11 protein-coding genes are annotated in these 13,761 nt (G+C 72.8%); 4 read left to right on the top strand and 7 right to left on the bottom strand.

Annotated elements, in window-relative coordinates:
• Window positions 1-137 precede the first annotated feature (137 nt).
• From KIS93_RS29755 to KIS93_RS29740, 4 genes are all read left to right on the top strand, one after another.
• Entirely contained in the window at window positions 138-1,370 is a 1,233-nt protein-coding gene (locus KIS93_RS29755; RefSeq protein ID WP_080044528.1) for a S1C family serine protease, read from the top strand.
• 195 nt (window positions 1,371-1,565) lie between these two features.
• The gene (locus KIS93_RS29750) at window positions 1,566-3,671 is read left to right on the top strand and encodes a PQQ-dependent sugar dehydrogenase (protein WP_080044529.1); all 2,106 of its coding nucleotides are present in this window, start codon (window positions 1,566-1,568) and stop codon (window positions 3,669-3,671) included.
• Between the two features lie 11 nt (window positions 3,672-3,682).
• Entirely contained in the window at window positions 3,683-4,579 is an 897-nt protein-coding gene (locus KIS93_RS29745; RefSeq protein ID WP_080044530.1) for a sugar phosphate isomerase/epimerase family protein, read from the top strand.
• 183 nt (window positions 4,580-4,762) lie between these two features.
• Window positions 4,763-5,533 carry a glycerophosphodiester phosphodiesterase gene (locus tag KIS93_RS29740; protein WP_246005381.1) on the top strand — a complete coding sequence of 257 codons (771 nt, stop codon included), beginning with the start codon at window positions 4,763-4,765 and terminating at the stop codon, window positions 5,531-5,533.
• Between the two features lie 4 nt (window positions 5,534-5,537).
• Here the strand turns inward: KIS93_RS29740 and KIS93_RS29735 are convergent, their stop codons facing one another.
• From KIS93_RS29735 to KIS93_RS29705, 7 genes are all read right to left on the bottom strand, one after another.
• Entirely contained in the window at window positions 5,538-7,316 is a 1,779-nt protein-coding gene (locus KIS93_RS29735; RefSeq protein WP_080044531.1) for an nSTAND1 domain-containing NTPase, read from the bottom strand.
• A gap of 280 nt (window positions 7,317-7,596) precedes the next feature.
• Complete coding sequence (locus KIS93_RS29730; RefSeq protein ID WP_080044532.1) at window positions 7,597-8,565, bottom strand: zinc-binding dehydrogenase; 969 nt, start codon at window positions 8,563-8,565, stop codon at window positions 7,597-7,599.
• Window positions 8,566-8,666: 101 nt separating this feature from the next.
• Window positions 8,667-9,860, bottom strand: coding sequence for an MFS transporter (locus KIS93_RS29725; RefSeq protein ID WP_222107657.1), 1,194 nt, complete (start codon window positions 9,858-9,860; stop codon window positions 8,667-8,669).
• Window positions 9,861-9,972: 112 nt separating this feature from the next.
• Window positions 9,973-10,437 (bottom strand): RrF2 family transcriptional regulator, encoded by a 465-nt coding sequence (locus KIS93_RS29720; protein ID WP_230466596.1) that lies wholly within the window; start codon window positions 10,435-10,437, stop codon window positions 9,973-9,975.
• A 57-nt stretch (window positions 10,438-10,494) separates the two neighbouring features.
• Window positions 10,495-10,911, bottom strand: coding sequence for a hypothetical protein (locus tag KIS93_RS29715; RefSeq protein WP_080044535.1), 417 nt, complete (start codon window positions 10,909-10,911; stop codon window positions 10,495-10,497).
• Window positions 10,912-11,030: 119 nt separating this feature from the next.
• Window positions 11,031-13,001 carry a serine/threonine-protein kinase gene (locus KIS93_RS29710; RefSeq protein ID WP_155128924.1) on the bottom strand — a complete coding sequence of 657 codons (1,971 nt, stop codon included), beginning with the start codon at window positions 12,999-13,001 and terminating at the stop codon, window positions 11,031-11,033.
• Window positions 13,002-13,080: 79 nt separating this feature from the next.
• Window positions 13,081-13,737, bottom strand: a complete 657-nt coding sequence (locus KIS93_RS29705; protein ID WP_080044537.1) for a TetR/AcrR family transcriptional regulator — start codon at window positions 13,735-13,737, stop codon at window positions 13,081-13,083.
• Between the last annotated feature and the right edge of the window lie 24 nt (window positions 13,738-13,761).

Here is a 13,761-nt window from a genome sequence, read left to right as displayed (position 1 = left end):
TTTTCCGGCGGTTCGATGACCCGCTGCCAGCACCGATAAGGCCGAGATCAGCGCTGCGCCGAACCCGGCATTCGCCGCTTAGTCGGTGTTTACGCCCCATGCCCCACTCTTGTCTCATCGGGACTACAGGAGATGACATGGACGCGAACGAGCCGAGCGAGCCTCGTACCGGTGGTTGGAGCCAGTTCGGCGCCACCCCGCCCTCCGCCGGAGGGTTCACCCGGCCGAACCCGGTGATGCCGCCGCCTCCGGCGCCGAAGCGGGCCGGGTTCACGCTGACCCGCAAGGCCATCGCCGGGCTGGCCCTGGCCGCCGTGGCCGCGCTGTCCGCGGCGGCGCTGGGCGGCGGGGCCGTGGGCGCGTATCTGGCGGGGGCCGACGCGCGGCCCGTGGCGACCGCGACGGCGAGCAACCCGAGCCCGGTGTTCCGCACCGCCACCAACCAGTTCACGGTGGCGCAGGTGGCGGAGAAGGTGCAGCCGTCCGTGGTGATGATCCAGGGCTCGACGAGCGAGGGCTCGGGCGTGGTCCTGTCGCAGGACGGCTACATCCTGACCAACAACCACGTCGTCTCGGGGCAGAACGGCGGGCTGACGGTCAAGTTCAACGACGGCAAGACGGCCAAGGCGACCGTGGTCGGCACCGACCCGGCCACCGACCTGGCGGTCATCAAGGCCGAAGGCGTGTCGGGGCTGGCCAAGGTGGCGCTGGGCGACAGCGACCAGCTCAAGGTGGGCGACGACGTGCTGGCCATCGGCAGCCCGCTGGGCCTCGACGGCACGGTGACCTCCGGCATCATCAGCGCGCTGGACCGGACCGTGACCTCGGGCAGCGGCCAGGACCAGCAGCAGCTCCCGCCGGGCTGGGGCGGGCAGGGGCAGCGGCAGGAGGAGACCACCACGCTCGGCGGCATGATCCAGACCGACGCGGCCATCAACCCGGGCAACTCGGGCGGCGCGCTGGTCAACGCGGCGGGCGAGCTGGTCGGCATCAACAGCGCGATCGCCGCCGACGGCGTCAACCTCGGCTTCGCGATCCCCGTCAACACCGCCAAGCACGTCTCGGAGCAGCTCATCAGCAAGGGCACGGTGAGCCACGTGTTCCTGGGCGTGAGCGTCACCGACGCCACCGGCGACGTGTCCGGGGCGCTCGTCCGGCAGGTGACCAAGGGCAGCCCCGCCGAGAAGGCCGGGCTGCGGCAGGGCGACCTGATCACCAGGATCGGCGACACGCCGGTGCAGGGCGGCGACACGGTCGTCGGCCAGGTGCGCGGGTACAAGGTCGGCCAGCAGGTCGCGATCACGTACCAGCGGGACGGCGAGGAGAACACCGTGACCGTCACCATGGAGGAGCAGAAGAAGCAGCAGTAGCCTCTCGCAGTCCTGCACTCGGATCGCCTTCGCCCGCACGGGCGGAGGCGATCTTGCTTGTGGCACTTAGTGCGGCGCGATGGGAAAGATACGCGGATTTGTGACGGGTGGGGCCTCGTCGATCGGCGTAACTCGGGTTACATTCACGTTAATTTGCCCTCTCTTATCCCCCCGAGTAGACCGAAGGAGAGAGGCATGAGCGTGAGAACCGCCATCGCGGCACTGACCGCCGCGGCGATCCTGCTGCCCGCGGGCGCCGCCCAAGCAGGCACCGCACCAGCAGGCGCAGCGGCGCCGCCGCCCGACTCCCAGTTCCAGAAGGTGACCCTCAACGACCACCCCGGCGAGCCGATGGACCTGGCGGTGTTACCCGATTCGAGGGTGCTGCACACCACCAGGAAGGGCGAGGTCTGGTTACACGACCCGAAGACCGGCCTCAACACGCTGGCCGCCCGCCTCGACGTCTACCAGCACGACGAGGAAGGGCTCCAGAGCATCGCCCTCAGCCCCGGCTTCGGCAAGGGCTCCAAGAAGGACGACTGGATCTACCTCTACTACTCGCCCCCGCTGAACACCCCCACCGACGACCCCGCCACGCCCGACGTCAACGAGGGCGACGCCCCGTTCACCGGCACCCCCGCCGACTTCGCCCCCTTCAAGGGCCTGATCAGGCTCTCCCGCTTCCGCTGGGCGGGCACGACCATCGACCTGCGGACCGAGCAGCGCATCCTCGACGTTCCCGTGGACCGGGGCATCTGCTGCCACGTCGGCGGAGACATCGTCTTCGACGCCGCCGGCAACCTCTACCTGTCCACCGGCGACGACACGAACCCGTTCCAGTCCGACGGCTTCACCCCGATCGACGAGCGGCCCGACCGCAACCCGGCCTTCGACGCGCAGCGCAGCGCCGGCAACACCAACGACCTGCGCGGCAAGATCCTGCGCATCAGCGTCCGTGACAACGGCTCGTACACGATCCCGAAGGGGAACCTGTTCAGGCCGGGCACGGCTGGCACCCGGCCGGAGATCTACGCCATGGGCCTGCGCAACCCGTTCAGGATCGAGCTGAACCGGCGCACCGGCGAGCTGTACGTCGGCGACTACTCGCCCGACCAGCAGGAGGCCGACCCGGCGCGCGGCCCGGCCGGGCACGGGAAGTGGACGGTCGTGCGCCGGGCGGGCAACTACGGCTGGCCGTACTGCGCGACGGCGCGGCTGCCGTACGTGGACTACGACTTCGCCACCGGCACGTCGGGAGCCACGTTCGACTGCGCGGCGCCCGTCAACGACTCGCCGCACAACACCGGCCTGCGCCGGCTGCCGCCCGTCACGCAGCCCGACGTCTGGTACTCCTACGGGCCCTCGCCGGAGTTCCCCGAGCTGGGCACCGGCGGCATCGGCCCGATGGCGGGCCCCGCCTACGCCTTCGACCCGTCCGACACGCGCGGGCGCACCGCCGTGGGCTGGCCGCGGTACTACGACGGCGTCCCGCTGTTCTACGAGTGGACCCGCGACTACGTCAAGGCGTTCCACCGTGACGGGCGGATCGAGCCCGTCCTGCCCTCGTTCGTCTTCGACAACCCGATGGACATGGAGTTCGGCCCCGACGGCGCGCTGTACGTGCTGGAGTACGGCGACGGCTACTTCAGCGAGAACCCCGACGCCCAGCTTGCCCGCATCGACTACATCGGCAACACCGGCAACCACACGCCGATCCCGGTCGCGGCGGCCTCGGCGACGAGCGGCCTGGCCCCGCTCACCGTCAGCTTCACCAGCACCGGCACCAGCGACGCCGACGGCGACCGGATCAGCTACGCGTGGGACTTCGACGCCGACGGCCGGGTCGACTCCCGCGCGCCGAGCGGTTCGTACACGTACAAGGAGAACGGCATCTACCAGGCCACGCTGCGGGTCAGCGACCCGAGCGGCCGCTCGGCGGCCACGTCGGTACGGATCGTCGTCGGCAACGCCGCACCCGTGGTCGAGCTGGTCCGCCCGGCGGCCGGCCAGCCGTTCACCTTCGGCGACGTCGTCGAGTTCGAGGTGCGCGTCACCGACGACCAGCCGGTGAACTGCGCGAACGTGACCGTCGACTACATCCTCGGCCACGACGACCACGGCCACCCGCAGACCACGGCCCGCGGCTGCACGGGCTCGATCCAGACCACCGTGCCGAGCGGCCACGACCCGGAGACCGACCACCTCACCGGCGTCTTCGTGGCCACCTACACCGACCCCGGCACCGGCGGCCTGCCCCCGCTGACCTCCAGCACGCAAGTGGTGCTGGAGCCGACGAGTTAGGAGACACCCTCATGTGTTACGGCTACGGCCCCAGCAGGCGCTCCCTGCTCGCGGCGGGGCTCGGGCTCGGCGCCGCCGCCCTCGCCGCCGCGTCCCCAGCGGCGGCGGCGACGCCCCCGCACCACGGCGGCCGGGAACGCGTCCCCCCGGGCCAGATCAGCATGCAGCTCTGGACGGTCCGCGACGACCTGGCCAAGAACTACGACACCACCCTCGCCTACCTCGCCGAGATCGGCTACCCGAAGGTCGAGCTGGCGCTGGGCTACTTCGGCCGCACCGCGAAGCAACTGCGCGAGTTCCTGGACGGGCTCGGCCTCCAGGCCAGCTCCAGCCACGACGGCATCAGCGCCGACGACGCCGCCCTGGCCACGAAGATCGAGAACGCGCTGACGCTCGGCCAGACGTACATGGTCGTGCCGTACCTGGCCTCCACCAGCCTGGACGAGTGGAAGGGCTGGGCCGAGCGGATGAACGTGGAGGCGCAGGCCGCCCGCGCGGCCGGGCTGCGGTACGGCTACCACAACCACGCCCACGAGTTCACCACCGACCTCGGCGGCGGCGTCACCCCGTGGGACGTGCTCACCCGCGAGCTCGACCCGCGCCTCGTCCACCTGGAGATCGACATCTACTGGGCGGTCACCGGCGGCGTCGGGCGCGGGGCCAAGGACCCGGTGAAGTTCGCGATCGACGTCATCAGGCGGGCGCCGCAGCGCGTGCTGCAGTACCACGTCAAGGACCGGCACCTGGACGGCGACATGGCCGACCTGGGCACCGGCACGATCGACTTCCGCCGGGTGTTCGAGGCCCACCGGGTCAGGGAGTACATCGTGGAGAACGACACGCCCGACGTGACGCCGCGGCAGACGTCCGAGGTGGGCTACCGCTACCTGCGCAAGCTGCGGTTCTGAGAGGGGGAGCGGGCCCGGTTCCCCGGGCCCGCTCGCCCAAGAACCCGCCATATCCCCCCAAAGTTCGCGTTCGTCCTCTCGACCTGCCGCTAGAAAACGGTCGTCGGGGAAGTTCCTCCTGTATTCCAGATATATGGGGGCCTGGGGGGAAGTATGTTTCACTCGCTCGGTGTCGTCGTCACCGTGCTCCTGACCGCTCTGCCGCCGCAGGTGGACAACATCGCCCACCGCGGCGGCGCGGCCCACGCACCCGAGAACACCATCGCCGCCTGCGCCCGGGCCAGGGAGGAACGGGCCGACAGGTGCGAGTTCGACGTCCAGCAGACCAAGGACCACCGGCTCGTCCTCATGCACGACGAGACCCTGAGCCGCACCACGAACGTCGAACAGCTCTTCCCCAAGCGGTCGCCGTGGCGGGTCTCCGACTTCACGCTCGCCGAGATCCAGCGGCTGGACGCCGGATCGTGGTTCTCCTCCCGCTACCGCGGCGAAGGCGTGCCCACGCTGGAGCGGGCCCTGGAAGCGCTGCGCGACACCGGCACCGGCCTGCTGCTGGAGATCAAGCACTCCCCGCGCAGCCCCGACATCGACCGCCGCGTGGCCGCCGAGCTGCAGGAGGAGCGCGAGTCGTGGAGCGCGGACCGGCTCACCGTGCAGGCGTTCGGCTGGCAGTCGATGCGGCTCCTGCGCGACATGGTGCCCGGGCTGCCCATCGCGCTGCTCGGCAAGCCCGCCGCCCGCCGGCTCGCCGACGTCGCCAGGTACGCCGACGGGCTCACCCTCCCGCACATCGGGCTCACCGCCCGCTACGTCAAGAAGGTGCACCAGCGGGGCATGCGCGTCTACACCTGGTCGGCCGACCGGCCCGCGCTCATCCGCCGGCTGATCTCGTACGGGGTGGACGGCATCATGACCAACCGCCCCGACCTCCTGGAGGAGGCCCGGCAACGGTGACCCTTTACCGCTTGGCGGGGCCCCCTCCGTCCCCGGCGATCTCGTTCCGCGTCCGCCTGGCCTCCAGGACGTCGTCGTGCTCCAGCACCCCGGTCAGCACCTCCAGCGCCGCCGCGCTCTCGCCGGCCGCCCGCAGCGCCTGGCCGAGCCCCGTCCGCACGAACGGGTCGTGCGGGAGCCGGCCGGTGGCCGCCATCATGTACGCCACGGCCGTGCTCCGCCTGCCCTGCTCGAGCGAGATCCGGCCGGCCGCGGCGAGGATCCAGCCCACGGAGGTGCAGTCGTTCAGCGCCTCGAACAGGGTCGCGGCGGCGAGGTAGCGCTCGACGGCCTCGTCCAGCGAGCGCTGCTCGTAGGAGAGGTTGCCGAGCAGCGACTCGATGTCGGCGCGGACCCGCATCTCCTTCGGCGGGCAGACCCGCGCCGCCTCGCGCGCCAGCCGCCCCGCCCGGCCGGGCTCGCCCTCGGCGTGCGCCCGCACGGCCGCGCACAACAACGCGGCCGCGTCCGGCGCGGCCGGCGGCCACCTCCCGGCGTCGAGCCTGCGCAACGGGGCGAGCAACCGCCGCTGCCGCAGGCCGGGGCCCGCGTCGTGGCGCGCGTCGGTGATGAGGTGCCGGTCCTCCAGCGAGTGCAGGAACGCCTCGGTGATCCTGGCCGCACGGACGGTGTCGCCCGCGCCGACTTTGCCGGCCGTGTGCACTACGCGCGCCGCGCCGGTCGTGTCGGCCGTGTTAGGCGTGTTGGCCGTGTGGGTCATGTCAGCCAGGTGGGTCGCGGCGGTCCGGTTGCGGCGCAGGAGGGTGCGGCGTACCCAGGTGTCCAGCTCGCGCCGCGACAGCTCGTGCTCGGCCGCGGCCACCGCGAGGGTCCTGCCGCACCAGTCGGTCAGGGCGCGCTCGACCTCCGCCCGCACCCGCGCCGGGGCGAAGGAGTCGCGGGCCGGGGCGCAGCTCCACAGGTGCGCGCCGGCCACCTGGAGGAGCAGCGGGTCGATGGCCCGGGTCAGCCGGCTCACGCGCCCGTGCTCGTCCCTGATCGCGCGCAGCTCCTCCAGCAGCTCCTCGACCTCCTCGGGCGGGACGTGCAGCCGCATGGCCTGCGCGGAGCGGCACACCACCTCGGTGGCGGCCTCGGGGGTGAGGGGCCTGAGGTGGTACTCGGCGCATTCGGGCCGCTCGGCGTCCTTGACCTCGTGCCGCAGGTCGTCGAGGTAGTCGGAGCGTACGACGAGGAGCAGGCGCAGGTTCGGCCGGTGGGCCAGCGCCTCGAAGAGCTCGCCCAGCAGCCGGCGGCGGTGCGCCCCGTCCGGCGCGCGGGGGCGCAGGAACGCCTCCGCCTGGTCCACGGCGGCGAAGATCGGCGTCGGGGCGCCGTCGCGGTCGTAGGTCTCCCTGCCGTGCAGGAACCGGCTGATCGACAGCGCCGCCAGCCGCCCCGGCGACTCCTCCGGGTCCCACGAGGAGAGCAGGGTGAGCACGTACGGGTTGTGGCCGGGCAGGGCGGGCGCGGGCCGGACCTGGCACGAGGTGGCCCGGCCGGGCGGCAGGACGTTCGCGCCGTCCGCGCGCAGCCTGGGGATCAGGCCCGCGCGCAGCAGCGAGGTCTTGCCGGCGGCGGCGTCGGAGTGCAGGATCGTCAGCCGGTTGCGCCGCCACAGCTCCAGCAGCCGCCGCAGCTCGTCGGAGCGGCCGAAGAAGAGGCTCTCGTCATGGAGGGTGAACGGTCGCGGGCCGATGAAGGGGCTGCGTGGCCGCCGTAGTGCCGCGGGGATTCCGGCCATGGGGAGACCTCGCTTACCGAGGGGCTGACATATCGCGCCGCCCGGGGCCTGTGGCGACAAGGAATATCGCCCCGGCCGGAACGCGATGACGTCTGAAACCGCACCACCCCCTTCACGCTACAGCACGTCGAAGGGATCGCCCGGAGGCCGCTTCCCTTTCGGGCCACCGAAAGGGAAGCGCGCTCTCGCCGCGCCGAAAACGCGTGATGCTCTCACATTTGTTTGGCGCGGGACGTCAATTCCCGGCGATATTCCATGACGTCTCCCCGCGACCCGGAACTCAGGGGATCAGCAACGTCTTGCCGAGCGTGGCCCGCTTGCCGATCGCCGCGTGCGCGTCGGCGGCCCGCTCCAGCGGGAACGTCTGCCCGATCACCGGCCGCAGCCGCCCGGCCGCGCCCTCGGCCAGCGCCCGCACCGACAGCTCCCGGACGGCCTCGGGGGAGGGGAACGCCGCGCCCATGGGCACCAGGGTGACGCCCCGCTGCGCCGCCTCCTCCTCGGCGACCACCGTCATCGACCCGCTCCCCGCCCCAAAAGCGAGGAACCGCCCACCCTTCCTGACCAGCTCGAACGCCGCCCGCCCGATGGGGCCGCCCGCCGGGTCGCAGGCCACGTCCACGCCCGCGCCGCCGGTCACCTCCCGTACCTGATCGGCCCAGTCAGGCCGCGTGTAGTCCACGCCCGCCTCCGCGCCCCTGCTCTGGGCCAGGCCGAGCTTCGTGCCCGAGCTCGCCGCGGCGATCACCCGCGCGCCCGCCTGCCCGGCGAGCTGGATCAGCAGGCTGCTGACGCCGCTCGCGGCCGCCCCGATCAGCACCCACTCGCCCGGCTGGAACGCGACCGCCTGGGCGATGCCCAAGGCGGTCCGCCCGTCGTTCAGCAGGCCGGTCGCGTCGCGGAAGCCGAGCCCGTCCGGGATCGGGATCACGAGGGACGCGTCGACCGCCACCTTCTCCGCGTACCCGCCCGAACCGCCGGTCGTCGTGGCCACCCGCTGCCCGACCAGCGCCTCGTCCACGCCCGGCCCCGCCGCCACCACGGTGCCCGCCACGCCGTTGCCCGGGATGACCGGCAGCGTCGGCAACGGCAGGGGCGCCGAGCCCGACCGCACCTGGGTCTCCACGTACGTGATGCCGATCGCCGCCGCCTCGATCAGCACCTGGCCCTCGCCCGGCACGGGATCCGGCGTCTCCTCGACCGTCAGCACCTCGGGCCCGCCGAACTCCCTCAACCAGACAGCGCGCATCCTGCATCTCCTTCACGTCGAGCAGGGGCCGGCGCCCCCGAGCCGACCCGGCGCCCATGACACCCCCGATGCCGTTCAGGACAGCCACTGAAAGATCGCCCCTATTCCCGCACCCTCTGAGAGACAGGGCTTTCTGGCGCCCGCTCGCCGACGCGGCGGGTGGCGGCCAGGTAGAGCAGGCATCCGGCGGCCAGCACCGCGCTCACGCCGAGCGCGACCGGCGCCCCCACGGGCAGGAGCAGCCCGCCGAGCGCCGTCCCCAGGGCGATGCCGAGGTAGAGCACGGAGCCGTTCAGCCCCACCACCACGGCCGTCTCCTGGGGCGCGGCGGTGATCAGCCGCAGCTGCTGCGCCGGCGTCTGGAACCAGGTGCTCGCCCCCCAGGCCGCCATGAGCAACGCCGCCGCCGGCAGCACGTGCGGCCCCGTGCCGGCGGCCAACGTGAAGGCGCCCAGCGTGAGAGTGAGCGCCGTGTACCCCACGGCCAGCACCCTGACCGGCCCGTACCGGTCGGCGGCGCGGCCCGCGACCAGGTTCGTGACGAAGGCGCCCACACCGTACAGGAACAACAGCCACATCTCGGACGCCGGCGTGGCCCCCAGCTCGTGCAGGAGCGGGACGGCGTAGGCGTACAGACCGTAGCTGGCCATGATGCCGAGCAGGGTCAGCGGCAGCACCGCGACGACCCCCGGATGACGCAGCGCGTCGAGCCTGGCCCGCAGCGGCACGCTCGGGCTGCCCGGCAGGCCGGGCAGGACGGCCAGCACGCCGGCGGCGCACACCGCGCAGAGCGCGGCGACCAGCCCGAGCGCGGCCCGCCAGCTCAGCGCCCGGTCGGCGAGGTTGCCGAGCGGCACGCCCAGCGCCGTGGCCACGGTCAGCCCGCCGACCACCACGGCCAGCGCACGCGCCCGCTGCTGCGGCGCCGCCATGGCGGCGGCCACGGCCCCGGCGTTGGGCGTGAAGGCGGCGGCCCCCGCTGCCGCCAGCACCCGGGTGACCATCAGCACCGGGTAATTGGGCGCCAGCGCCGACCCGAGATTGGCCAGCGCGAGCACGGCGAGCGCCGCGGTCAGCAGGGCCCGGCGCGGCACCCGCGCCGTGAACGTGGCCAGCACGGGGGAGAGCACCGCATACGCCACGGCGAACACCGTGGCCGACTGCCCGGCGGTGCTCTCGGACACCTCCAGCGACCGGGCCATCGCCGGGAGAAACCCGGCCACCACGTACGCGTCGGTGCCGACGGCGAACGTGCCCAGCCCGAGCACCAGCGTCCTAATCGGGATACGAGACATCCTCATTCCTGTCCTGAAACGGCCCAGTGGGGCGAAGGGGGTTCTTCTCAGCCGCGCGTGCGTGCGTGGCCAGGTTCTTCTCATGCACGCATGCGCGCGTGGCGGGGTGCTCTCAGCCGCGCATGCGCGCGTAGTTGCGGCGGGTGCGTTCACCCGAGGGGGTCGCACCCTCCATGAGGTCGGCGATCGTCTGCCCGGCCAGCTCCCGCCGCCAGGCCAGCTCCGCCCGCCGCATCGCCATGGAGATCCCGCACGGCCGGCGGAACTGCCCACCCTCCGCGCCGACGCCCCGCTGCCGGATCTCGGCACACCGGAACGCCTCCACCGGCCCTTCGAGCGCCGTCACCACGTCCATCATGGTGATCTGCTCCGGCGGCCTGGCCAGCGCGAACCCGCCCCTGACACCCGGGGTCGAGGTGAGGATCCCCGCCTTGGTCAGGGCCTGGAGGCGCTTCTTCAGGTATTCCTGCGGAAGGTCGAACCAGGCGGCCAGCTTGCGGATCGACACCGGCCCTTCGTCCTTGAGCCAGCCCAGGGTCACACAGCAGTGCAACCCCCACTCGACTCCTTCACCCATCTGCACAACCGGGATATTACACATCCCTGATCGCCGATGGGCCGCGCGGCCCGCCCGTCAGGCTGAGCGCGGGACCGCCTGGCGGGGCCGCGACGCGGGCCACCTCGGGCCTCCCTTTTGCGCGGCGGCCTTCGCACAGCTCGACGGCCTGCGCGTGGCCGGCCGCCCGCGACCGGACGCGTAGGGGCGCGCGGGGGCAGGAAAGGTCAGGATCACAGCCGGAGGCGCCGCCACGGCAGCCCCGGCCTCGACTTCGACCTTGCCCTCGACCACGGGCGCCGGATCGGAAGCCTGCGCCAGGTCGGGCGTGGGTGCCAGGTCGGCCGTCGTCGCCGCGACGGCGGCGTCACCTTCGGCTTCGGGTTTTCGCGAGTCGGCCGGAGAAGGCAACAGTGCGTCCTCCAGCAGTTGCATGAGCATCAGACCGATCAGAGCCGCCACCGGGATGGCCAATGCCGCGAGGATGATCGTCACCTCCTGCTGTGGCGCCGGGCGGCCGCTCCGCTGTGGCCGCCTCGTTCGCGTTCCGCCACCGAGCGCCCCTACCGCACCAGAACCGGACTAAACGGGCCTGATGGCGGATCGTCGGACGATCAGGCCAGGTTGCAGGTGGCGGTCGGCACGAACGGGTTCTCCGGCGCCACCCCCACGGCGTTGCTGTAGGCCGGGTACTTCCAGGCACACAACTCCGACACCGAAAGCTCCGCACCCCCGCCCGAGCACTTCATGCCCGACCACCCCGCCCCGAACGAGACCGACTGCCCCTGCGCCTTGCAGTACTCACCGGCGTCGTTCCACGTGACCGACCCCGTGGAGGGCTGAAGCGACGGCTTGGGCGACGGCCGCTCACTACCGGTGGCCTTGCTCGTGGGGGACCTGCGGGTGGCCTCGGGAGTCGCCTTCGGCTTCTTGACCGAGGAGGTGGGGCTGCTGCCAGGCGTCGCGTCCGTGTCACGGGTCGGGGACGCGGACCTACGCGGCGTCCTGGTGGGAGACGCCGGGGCACCCTCACCGGTCTTTGCGGGATCCGCGGTGGCGAGCAGCTTGTACGCGGTCGGCGCGGGCGAGGAAGCGGACGCGCTCACCGACGGCACCTCCGTCCCCACTGTTCCCGTACCGCCCGTCCCCGACTCCGGCACCCCCGCCCCCGGCGACACCGAAGCCCGCTGCGCCTGCCGTTGAGCGGTGGCGGGCGCAAGAGCGTACACACCGATCCCCACCCCGACGGCGACGACCATCGCCGCACTCGCCGAAACCACAGCAAGCACCCGCCGCCGCCGATCCCCTGAGCCGCCCGCCTCCCGGGCGGGCACGGACACCTCGGAGGCATAACCGCCGGCCACACCACCACCGCGCTGACGCCCATCCCCGACGTGCCCACCGTGCACGGGCCCGTCGGGGGCATATGGGGCAGGTGCAGTGTCGCCCTGAGGCCGCCAGCCCGGCGCCTGTCCGCCGGGCGTGGCGTGCTGGACGGGTGTGGCGCTGCCCTGTGGGCGCTCCTCAGCGGTGTGCTCGGCAGGCGTGCCATCGCCGTGCGGCCGCCAGCCTGGCGCGTGTCCGCCGGCCGTGACGTGCTGGACGGGAGTCACGTTGCCGTGCGGGCGCTCCTCAGCGGTGTGCCCGGCAGGCGTGGCCGCGCCGTGCGGACGCCCGTCCGGGGCGTGTCCGGCCGGTGTGACCTCCCCCTGCGGGTGCCCAGCCGGGGTGTGTCCGGCCGGCGTGACGTCAACGTGCGGGCGCCCATCAGCGGCGAGCTGGGTGCGGAGGTGGTCGGCTACCTCGGCGGCCGTGGGGCGGAGCGACTGGTCCTTGGACAGGCATTTCTCCAGGAGCCGGCGCAGCGGCCCCTCCACCCCGCTCAGGTCAGGTGAGCTGTGCAGGACCGAGTGCAGGGTGGCGGGGATGGACTCGCCGGGGAAGGCGCGCCGCCCGGTGGCCGCGTAGTACATGGTGGCCGCCCAGGCGAACAGGTCGGCGGCCGGCCCCACGTCGTCGTCGGCGATCTGCTCGGGCGCCATGTAGGCGGGGCTGCCGATGGGCTGGCTGCTGGCGACCGACTGGCTGAGGTCGAGGGCCTTGGCGATGCCGAAGTCGATCACCACGGGCCCGTCGGGTCCGAGCAGCACGTTGCCGGGTTTGAAGTCGCGGTGCACGACTCCGGCCGCGTGGATGGCGGCCAGCGCGGTCGCGGTGTTGATGGCCAGTCGTTGCAGGGCCGCCGCGCCGCGCGGCCCGCTCTCCTTGACGGAGTCCTGGAGTGAGGGCCCGTCCACGTACTCGCTGACGATGTACGGCCGGGCCCCCACGAAGCCGGAGTCCAGCAGTTGGGCCGTGCAGAACGGCGCCACCCGCTCGGCCGTCCGCACCTCCCGCAGGAACCTGGTCCGGGCGTCGTCGTCGGCCATGAGGTGTGAGTGCAGCAGCTTGACGGCGACGAGCGCGCCGCCGGGGCCGCGCCCCGTGTAGACCACGCCCTGCCCGCCCGCCCCGAGCCGGCCCTCCAGCCGGTAGGGCCCGACCTCGGCGGGGTCTTCCGGGAGCAGGCTCATCGGGTGGGGCACGGGGTCTCCTCGGCGTCGTGCTCAATGAAGTGCTCGGCGAAGTGCTCAGTAACGTGCTCGGGGGAGTGCTCGGTGGCGTTCAGGGTGCCGCCTGCGGGACGGGGAGCGGGCGGCCGGGCGGGAGCTGGGCGACGAGCCCTTCGGCGGCGGCGGTGAGCATGAACACGAAGTAGTCCTCCGGGGTGTGCGCGGGGATGCCGGCGCCGGCCTGCCGCAGCAGCTCGGAGCCCGCCATCACCGCCAGCGCCTCCTCCACGGCGGGCGTGGCGAGCAGGGCGGCCCGCTCCTGCTCGGCGACGGTGGCGCCGATGGCCAGGGTGGCGACGGCGGAGGAGAGCGCGACGGCGGCGGGCGGGTCGTAGCCGCGCCGGCCCAGGGCGTTGATCTGGTGCTCCAGCAGGCGTAGCCCGGACGGCCCGCGCGGGAACAGCCGCTGCATGTACTGGGCCGTACCGGGGCGGCTGAGCGTGAAGCGGCGCAGCTGCAGGGCGAAGCTCGCGAGGTGGGCGGCGGCCGGCTCGGCGGGGTCGTCGACGAGGGTCAGCTCGTCGAGGATGGCCTCCCCGACCAGGCTCTCCAGCGCGGAACGGCTGGGCACGTGCCGGTAGACGGCCGCCGTGGTGACGCCGAGCGCGTCGGCGACGCTCTGCATGCTGAGCCGTTCGAGGCCGATGCGGGTGCCGGCCTCGATCACGTCACGAAGCGTGAAGCTGGCCGTGCGCCCGCCGGTCCTCATGGGTGAGCCTTCCTAAGTTAGGGT

Origin of the sequence: [Actinomadura] parvosata subsp. kistnae (assembly GCF_900323885.1) — a bacterium.
Taxonomy (GTDB): domain Bacteria; phylum Actinomycetota; class Actinomycetes; order Streptosporangiales; family Streptosporangiaceae; genus Nonomuraea; species Nonomuraea composti.
The sequence above is the reverse complement of the archived record's forward strand: the minus strand, read 5'-3'. Positions and strand labels throughout refer to the sequence as shown.